13 protein-coding genes are annotated in these 21,457 nt (G+C 61.8%); 7 read left to right on the forward strand and 6 right to left on the reverse strand.

Annotated features, from left to right (window positions below):
* The first annotated feature begins 196 nt into the window (after positions 1 to 196).
* The gene (pap, locus tag N5D61_RS23175; protein ID WP_279894333.1) at positions 197 to 1,699 is read left to right on the forward strand and encodes a polyphosphate:AMP phosphotransferase; all 1,503 of its coding nucleotides are present in this window, start codon (positions 197 to 199) and stop codon (positions 1,697 to 1,699) included.
* A gap of 139 nt (positions 1,700 to 1,838) precedes the next feature.
* Here pap and N5D61_RS23180 read toward each other — a convergent pair whose 3' ends face one another.
* From N5D61_RS23180 to N5D61_RS23190, 3 genes are read right to left on the reverse strand one after another with little or no spacing between them, the layout of a single operon-like run.
* Complete coding sequence (locus N5D61_RS23180; protein ID WP_108235573.1) at positions 1,839 to 3,182, reverse strand: HlyD family type I secretion periplasmic adaptor subunit; 1,344 nt, start codon at positions 3,180 to 3,182, stop codon at positions 1,839 to 1,841.
* 12 nt (positions 3,183 to 3,194) lie between these two features.
* Positions 3,195 to 5,342: a type I secretion system permease/ATPase gene (locus N5D61_RS23185; RefSeq protein ID WP_279894334.1), complete on the reverse strand. Its 2,148-nt coding sequence runs from the start codon at positions 5,340 to 5,342 to the stop codon at positions 3,195 to 3,197.
* Positions 5,343 to 5,387: 45 nt separating this feature from the next.
* Positions 5,388 to 6,743, reverse strand: a complete 1,356-nt coding sequence (locus tag N5D61_RS23190) for a TolC family outer membrane protein (protein WP_279894335.1) — start codon at positions 6,741 to 6,743, stop codon at positions 5,388 to 5,390.
* Positions 6,744 to 7,164: 421 nt separating this feature from the next.
* On the opposite strand from N5D61_RS23190, the gene N5D61_RS23195 reads away from it, so the two are divergent.
* Positions 7,165 to 12,930, forward strand: a complete 5,766-nt coding sequence (locus tag N5D61_RS23195) for a retention module-containing protein (RefSeq protein WP_279894336.1) — start codon at positions 7,165 to 7,167, stop codon at positions 12,928 to 12,930.
* Between the two features lie 386 nt (positions 12,931 to 13,316).
* Here the strand turns inward: N5D61_RS23195 and N5D61_RS23200 are convergent, their stop codons facing one another.
* Positions 13,317 to 13,730: a YbaN family protein gene (locus N5D61_RS23200; RefSeq protein WP_279894337.1), complete on the reverse strand. Its 414-nt coding sequence runs from the start codon at positions 13,728 to 13,730 to the stop codon at positions 13,317 to 13,319.
* A 10-nt stretch (positions 13,731 to 13,740) separates the two neighbouring features.
* On the reverse strand, positions 13,741 to 14,328 hold the full coding sequence (locus N5D61_RS23205) for a YecA family protein (protein WP_108576101.1): 588 nt from the start codon (positions 14,326 to 14,328) through the stop codon (positions 13,741 to 13,743).
* A 211-nt stretch (positions 14,329 to 14,539) separates the two neighbouring features.
* Here N5D61_RS23205 and recQ point away from each other — a divergent pair, with 211 nt between their 5' ends.
* The 5 genes from recQ to N5D61_RS23230 all read left to right on the forward strand — a co-directional run bounded on the left by recQ (position 14,540) and on the right by N5D61_RS23230 (position 21,035).
* The gene (gene recQ, locus N5D61_RS23210; RefSeq protein ID WP_279894338.1) at positions 14,540 to 16,666 is read left to right on the forward strand and encodes a DNA helicase RecQ; all 2,127 of its coding nucleotides are present in this window, start codon (positions 14,540 to 14,542) and stop codon (positions 16,664 to 16,666) included.
* 190 nt (positions 16,667 to 16,856) lie between these two features.
* Positions 16,857 to 17,291, forward strand: a complete 435-nt coding sequence (locus N5D61_RS23215) for a MarR family transcriptional regulator (RefSeq protein WP_108240315.1) — start codon at positions 16,857 to 16,859, stop codon at positions 17,289 to 17,291.
* Positions 17,292 to 17,413: 122 nt separating this feature from the next.
* Positions 17,414 to 19,702, forward strand: coding sequence for a FimV/HubP family polar landmark protein (locus tag N5D61_RS23220; protein ID WP_279894339.1), 2,289 nt, complete (start codon positions 17,414 to 17,416; stop codon positions 19,700 to 19,702).
* Between the two features lie 5 nt (positions 19,703 to 19,707).
* Positions 19,708 to 20,004, forward strand: coding sequence for a SelT/SelW/SelH family protein (locus N5D61_RS23225; RefSeq protein ID WP_279894340.1), 297 nt, complete (start codon positions 19,708 to 19,710; stop codon positions 20,002 to 20,004).
* Positions 20,005 to 20,219: 215 nt separating this feature from the next.
* A complete protein-coding gene (locus tag N5D61_RS23230) occupies positions 20,220 to 21,035 on the forward strand; it encodes a UDP-2,3-diacylglucosamine diphosphatase (protein WP_279894341.1) in 816 nt (271 codons plus the stop codon).
* A gap of 96 nt (positions 21,036 to 21,131) precedes the next feature.
* Here the strand turns inward: N5D61_RS23230 and N5D61_RS23235 are convergent, their stop codons facing one another.
* Positions 21,132 to 21,443, reverse strand: coding sequence for a DUF962 domain-containing protein (locus N5D61_RS23235; protein ID WP_279894342.1), 312 nt, complete (start codon positions 21,441 to 21,443; stop codon positions 21,132 to 21,134).
* Positions 21,444 to 21,457 lie beyond the last annotated feature (14 nt).

Below are 21,457 nucleotides of genomic sequence, written 5' to 3' on the forward strand. Positions count from 1 at the left end.
CGCAGCGATCGTATCGCGTTGCAGTGCGCCGATTGACCCATGGCTGCGATTCGTTGTCACAAGCCACAGTGCCCGTCTCGCCTGGCCAGGTTTTTTACGAAGCGCGCCCCAATCGGCTGTTTCCGCTTTGCCTGGCCTTCACTGGAATACCGTTCAGACAGCCCCTAGTCTTGAGTGATCTGCACAGGAGCCCCCCATGTTCGAATCCGCCGAAATCGGCCATGCCATCGACGATGAAACCTACGACGCCGCGGTCCCGGCCCTCAGAGAAGCGCTGCTCGAGGCCCAGTACGAGCTGCATCAGCAGGGCAAGCGCCAGATCATTGTGTTGATCAATGGCATCGAAGGGGCGGGCAAGGGCGAAACGGTCAAACTGCTGAATGAATGGATGGACCCGCGTTACATCGAGGTCCGCACCTTCGATCAGCAGACCGATGAAGAGCTGGACCATCCGCCCGTTTGGCGCTACTGGCGGCAACTGCCGCCCAAAGGCCGGATTGGCATCTTTTTCGGCAACTGGTACAGCCAGATGATTCAGGGGCGGGTGCACAAGCGCTTCAAGGATCCAGAGCTGGATCAGGCCATCAATGCTGCCGAGCGTCTGGAAAAGATGCTGGTCGATGAAGGTGCGGTGATCTTCAAGTTCTGGTTTCACCTGTCCAAGAAACAGATGAAGGAACGCCTCAAGACCCTGAAGGATGATCCACTGCACAGTTGGCGGATCAGCCCGCTGGACTGGCAGCAATCCAAGACCTACGACAAGTTCGTACGCTTCGGTGAGCGGGTCCTGCGGCGCACCAGCCGCGACTACGCACCGTGGCACGTGATCGAAGGGCTGGACCCCAACTACCGCAGCCTGACCGTGGGACGCCTGCTGTTGGAAGGCCTTCAGAATGCGCTGAAAACACCCGAAGGCAACACCAACCTGGTCAACATCGGCCCGCTGCCCGGCCACAGCGATGAGCCGAGTCTGCTGGACCATCTGGACATGACCGTGTCGCTGGACAAGGAGGACTATGAAGAGCAGTTGATTGCCGAACAGGCAAGGCTGTCCGGTTTGATGCGCGACAAGCGCATGCGGCGCCATGCGCTGGTGGCCGTGTTCGAGGGCAACGACGCTGCGGGCAAGGGGGGAGCGATCAAGCGCGTGGCCGGGGCGCTCGATCCGCGGCAATACCATATTGTGCCGATTGCCGCGCCCAGCCAGGACGAACTGGCGCAACCCTATCTGTGGCGGTTCTGGCGGCAGATTCCAGCGCGAGGCAAGTTCACCGTGTTCGACCGTTCGTGGTATGGGCGCGTGCTGGTGGAGCGGGTCGAAGGTTTCTGCTCTGAAGCCGACTGGCTCAGGGCGTACAGCGAGATCAACGACTTCGAGGAACAGCTCACTGACGCGGGCATCGTGGTGGTGAAGTTCTGGCTGGCCATCGACGAAAAGACCCAACTGGAGCGTTTCAAGGCGCGGGAGAAGATCCCTTTCAAACGCTACAAAATCACCGACGACGACTGGCGCAACCGCAGCAAATGGCCGCAATACCGTCAGGCGGTGGGCGACATGGTCGATCGCACCAGTACCGAGATCGCGCCGTGGACATTGGTGGAGGCCAACGACAAGCGCTGGGCGCGGGTCAAAGTGCTGCGCACGATCAACGATGCGCTGGAAGCGGCGTTCAAGAAAGCAGATAAGAAGGGCAAGTGACTCGGCCTGCTTCTGCCCGAAGGGCGTAGGAGCGCGCTTGCCCGCGATGACGGAGTGTCAGACATCGGTGATTTTGGGTGTGATGACGCTATCGCGGGCAAGCGCGCTCCTACAAGTGGTTTCAGATGCGGGCGTCGGCTTACCGCTCCCGCAATGCCTCGGTCCGCGCTTTGAGCACCGGTTTGAGCAGGTAATCCATCACGCTCTTTTCACCGGTGATGATGTCCACCGTCGCCACCATGCCCGGAATGATCAGCAAGGGTTTGTCATCGCTGCCCAAATGGTTTTTGTCCGTCCGGACCTGGATCAGGTAGAAGGTATTGCCCTTGTCGTCCGTGGTGGTGTCCGCCCCGATCAGCTCCAGCTTGGCGGGCAGGCCGCCGTAGATGGTGTAGTCGTAGGCGCTGAACTTGACCATGGCTTTCTGGCCAGGGTGCAGAAACGCCACGTCCTGTGGTCGCACCTTGGCCTCGATCAGCAGGTTGTCGTCCAGCGGCACGATTTCCACCATATCGCTGCCGGGCTGAACCACGCCGCCAATGGTGTTGACCTTGAGCGTCTTGACGATGCCTTTGACCGGTGACGTGACAGTGGTGCGGCTCACGCGGTCTTCGATGGCAATCCGGGTGGCGCCGGCCTTGGCCAGGTCGGCGCGTTTGTCGTTCAGGTCCTTGGCGGCATCCGAGCGGAAGCTGTCCAAGGATTCTTGGATCTTGCTTTTGATTTCACTGATGGCCGCTTCGGCCCGAGGAATGGCCAGCGCGGTCGCGTCCATTTGGCCCCGTGCTTCGGACGCCTTACCTTTGAGCCGGATGATCTCCACGGGAGAGACAGCCCCACTGTTGACCAAGGGGGCCGACATGCTCAGTTCCTGTTGAATGAAGCCCAACTGATTGCGGTACTGATCCTGTTTGGAGCGAAATTCGGCGACTTCCTGGGTCTTCTGCCGCAATTGCTCCTGCAGCGTCCGTTGCTCGCTGGCCAGGCGCCGTTGTCGCGAGTCATACAGCGCTTGCTCGTCCGCCGCCACTTGCGGCGCCTTGCTCAGTACTTCAGCGGAGGGCTTGAAGGGCCGCCCTTCGGATTCCGCCGAGAGCCGGTCCACCTGGGCCATCAGGGTGTACCTGTCCACCTCGCTCTCGCCCTTGTTCGAGAGAAAACGTGTGTCGTCGAGGCGCAGCAGCGTATCGCCTTTGTTCACGATCTGCCCTTCCCGGACGAAAATTTCGGTGACGATGCCCCCCTCCAGGTTCTGAATGACCTGAACCTTGCTCGAGGGAATTGCCTTGCCTTCGCCCGTGGTCACCTCTTGCAGGACCGCGAACTTGGCCCAGACCAGTGCGCTGACGATCAACGCAGCGGCTAGCCAGACCGTTATGCGCGAACCTCGCGATGAGTCCTGCGCGGCGACGCCGGCCACTTCAGGCATGAACTCGGTGTCGACCTGGCGTCCAGGGTGGAAATAGCGCTGAGCGGAAGTCATGGGGAACGCTCCTTAAACCGTGGCCGGGCCGACGCGGCCCTTGCGCAGTGCTTCGACGACTCGTTCTTTAGGGCCGTCGGCGACCACCCTGCCGTTGTCCAGAACGATCAACCGATCGACCAGACTCAGCATCGACATACGGTGGGTGACCAGCAGCAAGGTCTTGCCCTGCATGCGCTCGACGAGCTTCATGCGCAAGAGGTCTTCGCTGCTGTTGTCCATGTGACTGGTCGGTTCGTCCAGCAGCATGATCGGCGGGTCGAGCAAGAGCGCCCGGGCCAGCAGTACAGCCTGACGTTGGCCACCGGAAAGCAACTGACCGCGCTCGCCCACAGGGCGGTCGAAGCCCAGTGGGTGGTTGCGCGCCAGATCCGTCACGCCGGTCAACTCGGCCACTTCCAACATGCGCGCATCCGTGACGTACCGTGCTCCCAGCGTCAGGTTGTCGCGCAGGCTGCCTGCCAGCAGCGGCAAGTCGTGGGCCACGTAGCCCACCTGTTGACGCAAGTCCGCCACATCGACCTGACGCAGATCCAGACCGTCCAGCAGCAAATGGCCTTCGTCCGGGGAATAAAATCCCATGATCAACCGCGCCAGCGTGCTTTTGCCCGAACCGCTGCGGCCAATGATGCCAATGCGTTCGCCCGGCCTGACGTGGATATTGATGTCGTGCAGCGCTGCTGCGGTGCCCGGGCCTGCGTAGGCGAAGCTGGCCTTGATCACCTCGATTCCACCCTTGAGTTGGGTCTGCTGCAGCGGATGCCGAGCGGGGTCTCGCTCTTGAGGCAGCGCCATCAGTGCATCCGTGCTCTTCATGGTCAACTGCGCTTGCTGATAACGGGTGATCAACCCGGCAATCTGACCCAGTGGAGCGAGTACGCGGCTGCCGAGCATGTAACAGGCGACCAGCGCGCCGACGCTCAGGTTGCCCGCGATGATGATGTAGACCCCGGCGACGATGGTCGCCATGCCTGAAAATTGCTGGATGAACAACGTGCCGTTACTGGCCAGCGCTGACAGGTCCCGGGCATGGCTGTCCAGGCGGGTCAGCGCACCGTGAGTCGACTCCCACTTGTGCTGGCGTTCGCTCTCGGCGCCGCACGCTTTCAGGGTTTCCAGCCCGCCAAGGGTTTCCACCAGCAGAGCCTGGCGTTCGGCGCCCAGCGCCAGACTGCGTTCCACGGTATCGCGCAGTCGCATCTGGATCAGCCACGCAAATAGGATGGTGAGCGGAAACGCGACCAGTGGAATCACCACCAGCCAGACGCCGAGCAGCCCGATCACGGCCAGCATCAGCACGGCGAAGGGCAGGTCGATGATGCTGGTCAGCGTGACCGCCGTGAGGAATTCCCGCAGTCCCTGGAAGTCATGAATACTCTGGGCGAAGCCGCCGACCGTCGCCGGGCGCGCCTTCATCGCCATGCCAGTGATGCGCTCGAACAGCGTGGCGGAGAGAATCACATCGGTCTTTTTCCCGGCTTGATCGAGCAAATGCGCGCGCACCAGCCGCAGGGTCAGTTCGAAGCCTGTGCCGATCAGCAGACCGATTGCCAGCACCCACAGCGTCGATGTGGCCTGGTTGGGCACCACGCGATCGTAGGTCTGCATGACGAACAGCGGCACCATCAGCCCCAGCAGGTTGATCAGCAGGCTGGCGAGGATGGCATCGCTGTAGAGCCAACGCGACAGTTTCAGGGTATCGCGGAACCAGGCGTTGACGCGCGGCACCAGCGGCGCGCGCAAGTTTTCCAGCTCGTGGCGCGGGCGGGCGAACAGGGCTTGGCCGGTGTACAGCGCTTCCAGCGCTTCACGGCTGACGCGCTGTTCGCCGCCATCTGCTTCGCTGGGCAGGATCAGAGCACGACCGTCGGCCTCCCAACGCAACAGCACCGCACATCGATTGCCCTTGAGCAACAGCAGCACCGGCAGGTTCAGGGCGTCGATCGCACTTAACTGGCGACGCAGAATCCGTGCCTGCAAACCGGCCCGTGCGGCCGCTCGCGGCAGGAGGTCCACGCTCAGCGATTGTTGCGCCAACGGCAGGCCGGCGCTGAGGCTGGTGCGGCTGGCATGGCAGTCGTGCAGACGACAGAGGATGAGCAGGCCATCCAGCAGCGGGTCGTCGAAGGTCGAACGTGGGTCAAATGGCGGTAATTCCATGCTGGTCACAGACTTCTCCCAGCGCTCGCGCGCTTCGCTACTTCGTTACTTCAACTCGGGCAGACGGGCTTCGCTTTTGACTTCGGTCAGGGCGACCGCGGCGCTGGGCACCACGACCCGGGCCTTGCTCAGCAGCTCGCCTTCGGTCGCCAGCACGCGGTACATCGAAAACTCTTCGGTGTAGCGCAGCTCGGTGTATCGGCGGGCGGCGTTGTACAGCTCGTTTTCGCTGTCCAGCAGGTCGAGCAGGGTGCGCTGGCCCAGGCCGAACTGATCTTGATAAGCGGCGCGAACCTTGGTCGTGGTTTCGGCGTATTCGCGAGCGATCGGGGTCTGGGTGCGGGCATTGTTCATGGCGTTCCAGGCCAGAGAGAGGTTCTCGTTGAGCATGCGCAACGCGTTGTTGCGAATGTCCATCGCCTGGCCAGTCTTGTACGCGTCGGAGTTGAGGCGGGCCTTGTCGCGATTGCCGTTGAACAGGTTGTAATTCATCACTACCGCGGCACGCCATTCGTTGTCGTGGCCTTCCTCCCCGGCGATGTTGTTGTTCGCCCCCACTGCCAGTTCGCCATCGAAACGTGGGTAGAACGGCGACTTGGCCACTTCGTACTGTTTCTCTGCGGCGTTGACGTCGGCTTGGGCCGATTTCAGATAAGGGTTGTTCGTCAGCATGCTCTGGCGCGCGTCGCTGAGGCTGACCGGCACCTCGCCTTTGATCGAGGCTGGCGCTTCGAGCTCGTCGGGCATCTTGCCCACGGCGCTGAAAAAGTTTGCTTCGGCGTCTGCCAAGTCCACTTGCGCGGTATAGAAATTGTTCTCAGCCAACGCGCGGCGTGCCTTGGACTGGTCGCTGTCGGCGTTACTGCCGATGCCTCGACTGCTGCGCAAGCCGATCTGGTCGTTGATCCGCAGATGGGCTTGGAGATTGTTCTTTGCCAGATCCAGCAGCTCTCGGCGCTTGAGCACTTCGAGGTAAACCTCGATTGCCCGCAGGGCGAGGCTCTCCGAGGTCCCGCGCAGGTAATACGCCCTCGAGTTCACCACGGCCTGGGTCCTACCGACTTCGTTCTTGGTGTTGAACCCGTCGAACAGCATCTGCCGCAGGCGCAGTTCCGACTGGGTGTAGTTGAGGGTTTCCTTGTTGTGATCGCCGAAGGCTCGCGTCGTGGGGCTGTCAGTGTGCTCGCGCCCGTAGGCCGCCACCAGGTCGACCGTTGGAAGGTAGCCGCCCTTGGCGACCTTCACGTCTTCATCTGCGGACAATCGGTTGTTCACGTTGGCGTGAATCTCGGGGTGATTGTCGAGGGTGTTCTGAATCGCCTGATTCAGAGACATGGCTTGCGCCTGGGCGCAGGCGACCGCCAACACAACTGCACTGTAAAGCGGGGTCAAATCGCGCATGGAACTTCTCCCTGGGTCATTGTCGTGGCGCTTTCGCCAAAAAACCGGCGATACGGACGCTGAAAACCGTATCAGGTTTGTAACATCTGAGCTAAGAACAACTTTTGAAAAACCTCAGACGTTTTTTTCATAACCCTTATTCCAAAAAAAACTTATGTCATTTCCTGTTTTCAGGCGAATGTGATTTCAATGATTCGCCTGTATTCAATGAATTACAGACGCCTATACGCAGTGATGAGTGATTTAACGGAAAATTGACGATGGGCGAGTGGAGGGTTTTTCGAGCGAAAAACCCGAAACAATTCAGCGACATAAAATTGTCGTTTGATACTGGCTCTACGCCAGTTTTGTCAAAGATAATCACATAAAATGTTACATAGGTAACTTTTTTCGATTCGAGATTTGCAGCAAGGGAGTGGTCATGGCCAGATTGATCGGTACGGTGAAGCAGGTGGTAGGCGATGTATTCGCAGTGGCGGGCGACGGCACCCGACGACTGGTCATCGAGGGCGACAGGCTCTACGCCGGTGAGCGGCTGCAAACCGGTCCGACGGGTGCGGTCGCCGTCCGCCTGGCCCAGGGCGGGGAGTTGACCCTGGGGCGCGACAGCAGCATGCCGCTGACCCCCCAAATCCTGGCCAACCACGCCACCCATGTGGACACGCCGGACGCCGTTACCCCGAGCCAGCAACAACTGGCCGACGTGCAGCAAGTGCAACAAGCCATCGCTGCCGGGGCCGACCCCAGCCAGATCACCGATGCCCCCGCGGCGGGTACGGCCAATCCCGGTGGCTCGCCCACGGCATTGGGCGGAGGACACTCCTTCGTGCTGTTGACGGAAACCGCTGGGGTGGTGACGCCGGTGATCGGCTTCCCCACCGCCGGGATCAGCCCAAGCTTCATCATTCCCGAGCCAGAGGTGGGGCTGTTCGTGGAAGGTTCGCCTGACGCCTCGCTGCCTCCGGTCATCGTGCCTCCCGACCAGCCTCCTGTGGTCACGCCTCCCGACGGGCCGCCCGTCGTCACGCCACCCAATGAGCCACCGCCTGTTCCGGTCGATCACGGCGTCACGTTGAGCGCCAGCCAGGTGACGCTGAGTGAGGCAAACCTGGTCAACGGCAGCAATCCGGACGCGTCAGCCCTGACCCAGACCGGCACCGTCAAGATCAACGCCCCCGACGGCCTGCAAACCCTGACCATCGGCGGCATCAACGTGATCGAAAACGGCGTGGCGATCACGTCGCCGCAGTCGGTCACCTTGCCATCCGGCAGCACGTTCACGGTCATCAGCTTTAACCCGGCGACTGGCGAAGTGAGCTACAGCTACACCCTCAATGGCGCGGAAACCCACAATCAGGGCGACGGCACCGTCAACGATGAGCAGATTCCGGTGCATGCCGTCGATACGGACGGCGATGTGGCGGATGGCAACATCACCGTGCACGTCACCGACGACGTGCCGCACGCCAATGCCGACATCGGCCACGTGAAAGAGGGGGGCGAGACCAGCGGCAACATTCTGACCAACGATCAGGCCGGCGCGGATGGCCCGGGTGCGGGTGGGCTGATCGTCGGCGTGCGCGCTGGCGGTGACACCTCGACGCCGGTGACCACAGGCGTGGGCACGGTGATCCAGGGCCTCTATGGTTCCCTGATCGTCGACGCCAACGGTAACGCGTCGTACGTCGCCAACCCGAATTCAGGCGGCACCGGCGATGCGCAGGACGTGTTCACCTACACCATCCGCGACGCCGATGGCGACACCAGCACCACCACGGTCACCGTCAACGTGTATCACAACGATGGGGTGACCATTGGTGGGGGCGACTGCACCGTCAGTGAGGCGCACCTTCCATACGGCAGCGACCCGGACGCGTCAGCCCTGACCCAGACCGGCACCGTCAAGATCAACGCCCCCGACGGCCTGCAAACCCTGACCATCGGCGGCATCAACGTGATCGAAAACGGCGTGGCGATCACGTCGCCGCAGTCGGTCACCTTGCCATCCGGCAGCACGTTCACGGTCATCAGCTTTAACCCGGCGACTGGCGAAGTGAGCTACAGCTACACCCTCAATGGCGCGGAAACCCACACTCAGGGCGACGGCACCGTCAACGATGAGCAGATTCCGGTGCATGCCGTCGATACGGACGGCGATGTGGCGGATGGCAACATCACCGTGCACGTCACCGACGACGTGCCGCAGGCCAACGCCGACATCGGCCACGTGAAAGAAGGGGGCGAGACCAGCGGCAACATTCTGGCCAACGATCAGGCCGGCGCGGATGGCTCGGGTGCAGGAGGGCTGATCGTCGGCGTGCGCGCTGGCGGTGACACCTCGACGCCGGTGACCACAGGCGTGGGCACGGTGATCCAGGGCCTGTATGGCTCCCTGATCGTCGACGCCAACGGCAACGCGTCGTACGTCGCCAACCCGAATTCAGGCGGCACCGGCGATGCGCAGGACGTGTTCACCTACACCATCCGCGACGCCGATGGCGACACCAGCACCACCACGGTCACCGTCAACGTGTATCACAACGATGGGGTGACCCTCGGTGGGGGCGACTGCACCGTCGATGAGGGCAATCTGCCGGGCGGCTCGCACCCGAACCCTGACGCGTTGACCCAGACGGGAACCCTGACGATCGGCGCGCCGGATGGATTGCAGACCCTGACGGTGGGTGGCATCAACGTGATCGAAAACGGCGTTCCGATCACGTCGCCTCAATCCATAACGCTCCCGTCAGGCAATACGCTGACGATCACCGGTTACAACCCTGCAACCGGCGAGGTCAGCTATACCTACACGCTCAACGGCGCACAGACGCACAACCAGGGTGACGGCACCTCGGTCAACGATCCGATTTCCGTGCATGCCGTGGACAGCGATGGCGACGTGGCGGATGGCACCGTGGTGGTCAAGATCCTCGATGACACACCGCACGCCCATTGCGACATCGGCAACGTCGCCGCGGGCGGAGAGGTGAGCGGCAACCTGCTGCTCAACGATTCTGCGGGGGCGGACGGTGCTGGCCCCAGTGGTTTGATCGTAGGGGTGCGCGCCGGGGGCGATACATCGACGCCGGTCGCCAGCGGGCTGAACACTGTGATCACCGGCTTGTACGGCACGTTGATCGTCGACAGCCAGGGCAATGCGACGTATCACAGCAACCCGGCGCTGGTTGGCCCGAACGGGGAGCAGGACGTCTTCACCTACACCATCCGCGATGCCGATGGCGACACCAGCACCACCACGGTGACGGTCAACGTGGCGCCTCCTTGTCCACCCGTGGCATGCAATGACCACGATGTCACTGTCAAGGAGAGCGCCCTCGACACTCATCAGGACGGCAAGGATCTGGCGCCTGGTACCGTCACGGGCAGCCACCCGTCCTCCACCGCGGAAACCGGTAGCGGAACCCTCGCCGATTCGGCTCATGGCGGCTACGGCGCGCTGACTTTCAGCCTTGATGGCACCAGCAATGGCACCGCGCAAGGCCAGTACGGGGTGCTGCACCTGAATGCCGACGGCAGCTACACCTACACCCTGACGTCGGCACCCAAAACCACGCCATCGGCCAATGACGGGCCGAACGTCACCCACGACACCTTCACCTACACGGTGACTGACTCGCTGGGACACGCGTCCACGGCGCAGATCGTGGTCAATATCGTCGACGACCAGCCGAAGGCTGCCTGCATCGAAAAAACCGTGACCAGTGAGGGCATCAACACCAACCTCATGCTCATCGTCGACAACTCGGCCAGCATGAACCAGCCCTCGGGGGTCAATGGCCTTTCCCGGCTGGCCCTGGAAAAGCAGGCCATCATCGGCCTGCTGAACCAATACGAAGCCTTGGGCGACGTGCGCGTGCAACTGGTGACATTCAACAGTCAGGCCCACATCGGCAGCAATGAGTGGGTCGATGTCGCCACCGCTAAAGCGATGGTCATCGCGCTGCAGGCCGGCAATGGGACGAACTACGACGCCGCTCTGGCCGCTGCGCAGCAAGCGTTCGTCGAGAAAGGCGCCATTGCAGGGGCGCAGAACCTCGCTTATTTCTTCTCGGACGGTAACCCGACGTTGTCCACCCAACATGCCGACCCCAGCCATGTGCCCAATCCGGCTCGCGGCGACGGCATCGATACCGGTGAAGAACAGGCCTGGACCACCTTCCTCGAAACCCACCACATCAACGCTTTCGCCATTGGCGTGGGCACCGAGGTCAGCAGCACGTACTTGAACCCGGTGGCGTACAACGGCGCCATCGGCACCGACAGCAACGCCCTGATCGTCACGGACCTGGGGCAATTGCACGTCGTACTCAGCGGGACAGTCCAGGGCGGAATTCAGGGCAGCCTGCTGCAAGGCGGGACGTTTGGCGCGGATCAAGGGTTCATCAAGTCCGTCAGCGTCGATGGCACCACCTACACCTATGACCCGAAGGCGAACCAGCACCAGGGCGCGGTAGTCAGCAGCGGGGGAGAAGCCACCGCCAGCTTCGACAGCCAGAGCCACACCCTGACGGTGATCGGCGAGCACGGCACCCTGGTGTTGAACATGAACACGGGTGACTACCGCTATACGCCTGCGGCCGGGTTGAATCATGAAGCCACCGAAAACATTCACTATGTACTCAGTGACAACGACGGCGACTTGGCAGCGGCCAACCTGAACGTGCAGATCGTGCCGCCGCCTGTCTATGAGGCGCCTGTCGCAGTGGCCGACCATGTCATCACCAATCAGAGCGGGTCGAGCATCGTGATCCCCGGCGCCGCACTGGCGGCCAACGACATGGCTGGCAATGGTGGCACACTCACCGCCTCGCCAAGCGTCTTCACCACCGGCTGGACCGCCAAAGGCGCGGATTTCACCGCCAGCGCGGTTAAAACCATCGGCTTTGCCGGGACGCAGGACAAGCACAGCAATCAGCTGAAAAACCTTGACCGCAGTGACTTCTTCAACAACACCGCCACCACGGCGATGCTGGTGATCAGTGGCTACCTGGGGGCGGTCAATGGCGCGCCTTCCAACGCTCAAGATCTTTACAGCGTCCACCTCAGAGCCGGCGAAACCGTGACCGTCGATCACAACCTGACTAATGACGTGGTGGGCATGGCGTGGACGTTCGAAGACGGTGCCTACCATGGCATCGCCGACGGCGGCACCTTCACCGCGACCGAAGAGGGGGTTTATCGGCTGATCGTGGTCAATCAGGCCGATCCGGGGGTGAAGGAGCATTACACCCTGAACCTCACCATCGACTACGCCGCCGTCAATACCACTCCCGATGTCCATAGCACTTACACGGTCACCGATCCTCACAGCGGCAGCAGCACGGCGGCGCTGACCATCGCTCATCAGGACGGCCACACCGTGCTGGGGACGACCGGCGATGACGTGTTGGTCGGTGCGGCCGACAGTCACTTGCACGGTGGCGACGGCAACGATGTGCTGGTGGCCGGGCCTGGGACCAACGAGCTGTTCGGTGATAACGGTGACGACACGTTGTTCAGCGGGTCGGGCAACGATCTGCTCGACGGTGGAGCAGGCAACAACACCGCCAATTATTCCTTGGCGACGGCGGGTGTGACCGTGAGCACTGCCGAGGTCGGACCTCAGCACACGGGTGGAGCCGGCACCGATACGCTGGTCAATATTCAGAACCTGATCGGTTCGAACTACGACGATCACCTGACGGGCGACCAGGGCGCCAACCTCCTGAACGGTGGCCTGGGCAACGACGTGCTGAACGGTGGGGCAGGGGACGACATCCTGATCGGCGGGCCAGGCAACAATGTGCTGACCGGTGGTCCCGGACACGACACCTTCCTTTATCAGGCCGGCAACACCGGGCACGACACCATCACCGACTTCCACTTCGGTATCGACAAGCTGGATTTGTCGCAGTTGTTGCAAGGGGAGCATGGCGACGCCAACTCGCTGGAAAACTTCCTGCACTTCAGCGTCAGCGGTAACGGTGCATCGTTGGTCTCGACCATTGATGTCAGCAGTGTTGCCGGCGGTGCGACAACGCAAACCATCGACCTGGCGGGGGTGAACCTGGCGCAACAGTACGGCGTATCGCCGGGGGCAGGCGGGATGGTCGCGGCCGGGCACGACACTGCGTCGATCATCAACGGCATGCTGGGGGACCATTCGTTGAAGGTGGACACGGTTTGATCACAAGGGCCGGCGGTGTGGCCTTGAACACCGCACCCTTTCTCGTGATGCGAGCCCAGACGCCGCCGAAAGCGACTTGGGTGCAGGCTGATCAGCTTCGGGCGTGGACCTTGTCTGGTTGGCAGGTTCTGAGAGGGGGGATCGATGCCTATGGCAGGGTTAAGGGGGCTGTCTGCACATTCCCCTGAGTGTTAATGCTTTACGCGATCATTTCACTCGATTGCGGGGAAACGACCTTTAAACCCGTTTTTAGAAGATGCCGAAGCCATCATTCATTTTGAGGATGTACAGACCGGCGACACCGCGTACACCGTCCTCCAGCCTGCGCGCAAATCACATTCGGCCAAGTGGGAGAAGGCGTGAAAATCGCTGGCGCAAAGGTGAACTCAAGAACGCAATGTCTTCTGCCGCAGGATGAAAACCGTCACCCCGACCGCCGACACCAGCATGAACACCCGCGCCCAGATCGACGGCACCAGCCAGCAAGACACGCCGATACTGACCCACATCAACCCAATGGCATAGACCTTGGCCTTGAGCGGCATCCCATTGCCGCTCAGATAACCCCGAATCCATGGCCCCAAACGAGGATGGTTGACCAACCACTGGTAAAAACGCGGAGAGCTGCGGGCAAAACAGGCGGCGGCGAGCAGCAGAAAAGGCGTGGTGGGCAGCACCGGGAGAAAAATACCGATCACCCCCAACGCAATGCTCAGCCAACCGATCCCCAGCAGAAGAAGCCGTACGGGCCGGGACCGGCTCGTACGGGGAGTGGCGTCATGGGGACCGCTGTGCGCCATAGGCGCTGACTCAGTGGTGGCGGGGTTTGAGAATGGCCGGTTTTTCATCCGGCGCGTGCAGCAGCAAGAACAGTGCGGACAGCGCTTCGGGAATCTGCACGATCATGTCATCCATCAGGTTGGCGTCGGCGGCGATATCGGCGAACTCAGCCTGTTCGTCGAACAGCCCGGACCCGACCATAATCGGCAACAACATCTCGCTGACTTCTTCCTCGTCGTTCTCGAACCAGGCCGCTTCACGCAGGAACACACCTTCCATGAAACCGATGCACCAGCCACGCAGGTCGGAGTCGTCCGGCTCATCGCCGAGATCCAGGTCGCAAGGCAACTCGAATTCTTCATCCGATGCCAGTTGACGGGCGATGTGGGCCTTGAGCTGGATCAGCGTCGATTCGATTTCCTCACGCTGGGCCTGATCGGCGTAGTGCGGCGGTTCGGCGAACAGCGCGTCGATCCACTCGCGATCCGGCACGGTTTCCGCACAGATCGACAGCGCGGTCAGATAGCCGTGGGCGGCGACGTAGTCCAGCGCTTCGTCATGCAGCTCATCGGCGTCGAGGAAGGCTTGCAGGCGGTGTAATTGCTCAGCGAAGGACATTGAAAGACTACCTTGGAAAGAAACGATGCTGAATTCTAGGCGCTGGGGGCCGCAGATGCCAGCGCAGAGGCCGATGTCAGCTGGATTCCTGCAAATTTCGACCGCCGGTGTCACGGCTGTCCTATCTGCCCGGGCGCTCCGGTATACTGCCGCGCTTTGCAATGGCGCCGGCGATTGCACGCCCGCTTCAGTGGCACCATCCGGGGTATCTATGCTCGACCAGGCTCAACGCGTACTTAAAGACATCTTCGGCTATGACAGTTTTCGTGGTCGCCAGGGTGCCATTATCGAGCGCGTGGCCAGTGGCGGTGATGCATTGGTGCTGATGCCGACCGGGGGCGGTAAATCGCTCTGTTTTCAGGTGCCTGGTTTACTGCGCGACGGGCTCGCGGTCGTCGTTTCGCCACTGATCGCGCTGATGGATGACCAGGTCGCCACCCTCGACGAGCTGGGAGTGCCCGCGGCGGCGTTGAACTCCACGCTCAGCCCCGAACAGCAGCGGGAGCTGGCCCATCGGCTTCGTCGGGGCGAGCTGAAAATGCTCTACCTGGCGCCGGAGCGTCTGGTCCAGCCGCGCATGCTGGCGTTCTTGCAGAGTCTCAACATCGCTCTGTTCGCCATCGACGAGGCGCATTGCGTGTCGCAGTGGGGGCACGACTTTCGTCCGGAATACCTGCAACTGGGGCAACTCGCCGAGCTGTTCCCCAACGTGCCCCGCATTGCGCTGACCGCCACTGCCGACAAACGCACCCGGGAAGAAATCGTCACGCGGCTGCACCTGCAGAATGCCGAGCGTTTCCTGTCGAGCTTCGACCGGCCCAACATCTTTTATCGCATCGTGCCCAAGGAACAGCCGCGCAAACAGTTGCTGGCGTTTCTCTCCGAGCGGCGCAGCGATGCGGGGATTGTTTACTGCCTGTCGCGCAAGAAGGTCGAAGAGACTGCCGCTTTTCTCAGTGATAACGGCTATCCAGCCCTGCCGTATCACGCCGGCTTGCCCATCGATGTCCGCGCCGACAACCAGCGTCGTTTCCTCAATGAAGAGGGGCTGATCATGGTGGCGACCATCGCCTTTGGCATGGGCATCGATAAGCCCAATGTGCGGTTCGTCGCACACATGGATTTGCCCAAGTCTCTGGAAGCCTATTACCAGGAAACCGGGCGGGCAGGGCGGGACGGCCTGCCCGCGGATGCGTGGATGGCCTACGGTCTGCAAGACGTGGTGATGCTCAAGCAGATGCTGCAGAACTCCGAAGGTGACGAGCGGCACAAGCGCGTCGAACAACACAAGCTCGACGCGATGTTGTCGCTGTGCGAAGAGACCCGCTGTCGGCGTCAGGCCTTGCTGGCCTATTTCGATGAAGACATGCCCAATCCTTGCGGCCATTGCGACAACTGTGTCGACGACGTACAGACCTGGGATGCGACCGAGCCAGCCCGTCAGGCGCTGTCGGCGATCTACCGCACGGGCCAGCGCTACGGTGTCGGTCATCTGGTGGACGTCTTGTTGGGCAAGGCAAACGACAAGGTGCAGAGTTTTGGCCATGAGAAACTCGCTGTGTTCGGTGTAGGCAAGGGCCGCAGCGAAGGCGAGTGGCGCTCGTTGTTCCGTCAGTTGGTGGCCCGGGGGCTGGCCGACACGGACCTGGAGGGCTATGGCGGCCTGCGCTTGACCGATGCCTGTCGCCCCTTGCTGCGCGGCGAGGTCACCCTGCAGTTGCGCCGCGACCTCAAACCGCAAACCACGCCCAAGGCGGCCGGGAGCCCTGCCAGCCAACTGGTGCGCGGCGAAGAACGGGAACAGTGGGAAGCGCTGCGCACCTTGCGACGCAAGCTGGCCGAGGAGCATGGGGTACCGCCTTACGTCATCTTCCCGGACTCGACCTTGCTGGAGATGCTGCGCAGCCAGCCTGCAACGATGGCCGACATGGCGCGAGTCAGCGGTGTGGGGGCGCGCAAGCTGGAGCGATACGGTGCGGCGTTCCTGGAAGTCCTGGGTGGGGGCGCTCCGGCGGCGCGTACCGTGACCGATCTGCGGCATGAGCTGATCAGCCTTGCGCGGGCGGGCATGACGCCGACCCAGATCGCCGGTCAGCTGCAGTGCTCTGAAAAGAATGTCTACGCGATGCTGGCCGAGGCGGTGGGCAATCAGCAATTGTCGTTGCAGCAGGCGCTGGACTTGCCTGAAAACCTGCTCGGGGAGATCCAGGATGCGTTTCTGGATGGCGAAGGGGAGTTGCCGCCCGTTTCTTCCATTGCCAGCCTGTTCGCCGGGCGCGTACCGGAGGGCGTGCTGTATTGCGTTCGGGCCGCGTTGCAGTCCGAATTCGAGATCTGACGCCTACATAGGGGCCCCGGTGGACCTCGGCTCGCTCTACGGCCCATCGTCCATCATTACGCAGGTCCGCCCCCTTCGCGTCTGCCAGCCCCTCGTGCGACGAAACACCGCGTCGCACCTCTTGCCTCGTCAGGGCCTCCATGGTTAGCTGCCTATTAATTAGGAATCGTCTTTAACCATTGAGTTACTTATGCCGTTGACTGAAGAACATCGCTTTGGCATGCAACTGGCCAACCTGTCCCGAGGCTGGCGAGCCGAGCTTGATCGCCGTCTGGCCGACTTGGGCTTGTCCCAGGCGCGCTGGCTGGTTCTGCTTCATCTTTCTCGCTTCAACGAGGCCCCGACCCAACGCGAACTCGCGCAGAGTGTCGGCGTCGAAGGTCCGACATTGGCTCGGCTGCTCGACAGCCTGGAGAATCAAGGCCTCGTCCGGCGCCAAGCCGTGGTTGAGGATCGTCGGGCGAAGAAAATTCTGCTGTCCGACACCGCTGCGCCTCTGATTGAAAAGATCGAGACCATTGCCACCGCGCTGCGCCATGAGCTATTCGAAGGCATCGACGAGCAAGACTTGCGTGTTTGCATGCGCGTGCACTCGACCATCCTGGCGAATCTGGAGAAATCCTGACGGCATTGGCCCAGACCCGTGACAAATACGTTGAACCTGCCGAAACATCCTGTTCTATTTGCAGCCATAATGCTGGTGTTCATTAAGAAATTTGCAGGGAAGCCTGCCTCATAAGGGTTCGCATGCTGAAGAGTTTTCTGGCCGGTCGTCGGCGCGGGAGTCACGGATCGTTTCGCGTTCAGTCAGGTCGTCGTGTGGGGTTGCTGGCCGCAGCCATCGCTTCGGCGGCCATCCTGCACAGTTCCACGGCGGCTGCACTGGGGTTGGGCGATATCACTCTGCACTCGGCCCTGGGCCAGCCGTTCAACGCGGACATCGAATTGATCGAGGCTGGCGGGCTGACCCCGGAAGAAATTCTCGTCACCCTGGCGTCCGCCGAGGCGTTCAACAAAGCGGGGGTGGAGCGGCTGTTCTTTTTCAACGACCTGCGCTTTACCCCGGTGATCCGTGGCAATCGCGCGGTCGTGCGAGTCGAATCGCACAAGCCGGTCACTGAACCGTACATGGATTTTCTGGTGCGCCTTTCGCGTCCTAACGGTGATCAGTTGCGCGAGTACACCGTGTTGCTGGACCCGCCCAATTCTCCGGCCGGGCTCGCCGCCACGCGCAGCCGCACCCAGTCGCCAGCCACGGCCACTCAAAACGATCAGTCCCGTTTCCCGGTCGCCCCACCCAAAGCGGTACAGGGCAAGCACTACACCGTCGTGTCGGGCGACACCCTGGCGGGGATCGCACGCCAGCTTCAAGCCGCTGGCAGCAAGTCGTCATCGACCGACCTGATCAGCGGCATCCAGGCGCTGAACCCGCAAGCGTTTCCCAATGGGGAGCGTAGCCAGTTGAAAATAGGGCAGAGCCTGTTGCTGCCCGATGCCGCTGCAGAGCCGAAGGTGGCTGCTCCCGTGTCCACAGCCGCCGGGTCGCCACCCCCTGCGCCTGTTTCCGGTACCGCACCGCCGAACGCTGCCGAACAATTGACCGCCACGGCCATGGAAAACCAGACGTTGGCGAAGGCGGTCGATGATCTCAAGGCCCAAGTGCAACAGATCTCCGAGGACAAAACCGCCAAGGACAAGCAGATCATCGAGTTGCAGACCCAACTGGCGGAGATGAAGGCCCTGGCCGCGCGTCCAGCCCCGACGGCGGCAGCGGCTCCTGCCAACGTGGCCCCCGTTCAGAAGGTCGAACCTGCTCAGCCCGCCGCCGCGCCAGCCCCGGCCCCTGCTCCGGTCCCAGTGGACGATGAGTTTCCCTGGACCACCGTGCTGGCGGCGTTGCTGCTGTTGATTTTGCTATTGGCGCTGGCGTGGTCGGTCCGGCGCAACCGGATCAGAAACGCGCTAGAGCCAGTGCCGGACGCTGCCGAGGCCATCGTCAAACCGGCACAGACGGTCACGCCAGTGTTCGAGGTGCCCGCAGTGACTCCCCGCCCTCTGACGACGGCGTCACCTGCCGCGCCCGCCGCTCCGGCAGGCCAACGTCTGGCAGGCGCCGCGACCGATGCCTTGGATGGCGCCAGCATCTACATTGCCTATGGCCGGTTCGCCGAGGCCCTGGCCATTCTGCGCGATGCCCTGAAGACTCAACCGCAGCGCACTGACGTCCGCCTGCGCGTCCTCGAACTGTTGGGCGAGCAGGGCGACATAGCTGGCTTCAATGAAGAAGAGAACATCCTGCTGGGTCACGGCGTTGAACCTGAAAAACTCGCCGAGATCCGCGCGCGCTATCCAAAGCTCAAGGTTGAAGCGGCGTCGGCACCTGAGCCGGAACCCGAACGGTCGTCCTCCCTGGCCCCGGCTGCCGTGGTGGGGCCCGCGGTCGTTGCGGCGGCCACCGCACACGCCGCGCAAGGCGCGAATGAAAACGCGCCTCTGCAACTGGATGAAAGCGCCGCTGCCGCCTTGAACCCTGAACCGGTCGATGATTTCCAGCTCAATCTCGATGACCTTTCGCTGGATGCCGATTGGGATCTGGTCGATCCATTCGACAGCACCCCTGTGCGCAAGCCCGAGACCGCGGCGGAGCCAGAAGTCGATCCTTCGTTCGCATCGGACCTCACTCAGTTGCCCGAAGTGTTCGAAATGCCGGAGGAGCAATTTCTCAGCGATTACGCCGAGGAGGAGGCCGCGCCCGCGTTCGAGGTGGAGTTCGAGCCCGCTCCGGAAACCGCTTCGGTCGCCCAGAGCGCCAGTGACTCGCTGGACGACGAGTTCCTCGACAGTTTTCTTTCCGATGACATCGAGTTCGATCTGATGGAGTTGGACAGCGAGCCTTTGAGCAAGCTCAACGAGGCGCAAGTGTTGATAGACGAGGGCAACATCGAAGACGCCCGCCGTCTGCTGCGGGAAGTGATCGATGAGTCCGACGACGGCCTCCAGCAATCGGCCCGCGATCTGCTGGCCGGTCTGGACTGAACGCCATGACAGACAAGCCTGAAATCGTCATCACGTACTGCACGCAATGCCAGTGGTTGCTGCGCGCGGCCTGGCTGGCTCAGGAACTGCTCAGCACCTTCGGCGATGATCTGGGCAAGGTTTCGCTGGTGCCTGGCACGGGTGGCGTGTTCGTCATTTCCTGCAATGGCGTGCAGATATGGGAACGCAAGGCTGACGGTGGTTTTCCGGAAGCCAAAACCCTCAAGCAGCGGGTTCGTGATCAGATCGATCCGCATCGCGATCTTGGTCACAACGACCGCCCGTCCAGCCTCGACAACTGACGCGAGTTATCGGAGGCGCGCCATCTTTAATGGATGGGGGCTGTTCGTCCAGCGCCACTGCGGCGGCCTCCAGGGCTCGATTGCCATCGCACTGCGTGCCGAGAGGGTGACGTGGCTCGCGCGGCCCTAATGGCTGTCATCAAACGTCAATACCTTCGTCATGTGCACTTCACCCCACCGGTCCACCCTTGTGGAAACCCGAGTGGAGGCTGTCCATGAGCATTGCCGAACATCTGAAGCCCAGCCGTAAACAGCGTGTCCGGACCCTGTGGATTTCAGATGTGCACTTGGGCACCCGGGACTGCCAGGCCGAGCACCTGGCGTCCTTCCTCAAACGCTATCATGCCGACAGGATCTATCTGGTCGGCGACATCATCGACGGCTGGAAACTGCGCGGTGGCATGTACTGGCCGCAAGCGCACACCAACGTCATCCGTCGCCTGCTGACGATGAGCAAGCGCGGCACTGAGGTCATCTATGTCACGGGCAACCACGACGAATTCCTGCGTCGCTATTCGAAACTGATCCTGGGCAACATCCATCTGGTGGACGAAGTCGAGCATGTCACCGCCGACGGGCGTCGATTGCTGGTGATTCATGGCGATCAATTCGACGTCATCACCCGCTACCACCGTTGGCTGGCGTTTCTCGGCGACTCGGCCTATGAGTTCACCCTGACCCTCAACCGCTGGCTCAACCACTGGCGCGCCAAATACGGCAAGGGCTACTGGTCGCTGTCGGCGTACCTGAAGCACAAGGTCAAAACGGCGGTGAATTTCATCAGTGATTTTGAGGAGGCCATCGCCCGCGAATGCCTGCGGCGGGGGCTGGACGGCGTGGTCTGCGGGCACATCCACCACGCGGAAATCCGCCAAGTGGGAGGGGTGGAATACCTCAACTGCGGCGACTGGGTGGAGTCCTGCACGGCATTGATCGAACACTGGGATGGCACCATCGAACTGTTCAGATTGGCCGAAGCCCACCTGCAGGCGAAGACCGCGCCGGTGCCAGCGTTGTCCGACACCGTCTGAGCAACGACGGCGGTCAACGGTCACCACGGGGGGGCAGCGACAACAGGTTTCAGGCGCTCAGGAAGCCCTGTCATTCACCACGCTGATAAGGCGCTATCAGAAGGCAACCCGGCCTGTGAGCATGTCTTTGTACATCACAAAATCGCCCAACAGGCTGTAGAAGGGGTGCTTGAACGTGGCCGGGCGATTCTTCTCGAAAAAGAAATGACCGATCCAGGCAAAGCTATAGCCGGCCAGCGGCAACACCCAGAACAACAGCCAATGCCCGCTGAATAGAGCGCTCGCGGCAATCAGGATGACCAGCGTCGTGCCGACGAAATGCAAGCGACGGCAGGTGCTGTCCCGGTGCTCCTGTAGGTAAAAAGGATAGAAGTCGGCGAAACGCTCGAAGCTCTTGAGGTTTTCCACTGCACGCCTCTCTT

The organism is Pseudomonas sp. GD03842 (assembly GCF_029841165.1).
Classification (GTDB): domain Bacteria; phylum Pseudomonadota; class Gammaproteobacteria; order Pseudomonadales; family Pseudomonadaceae; genus Aquipseudomonas.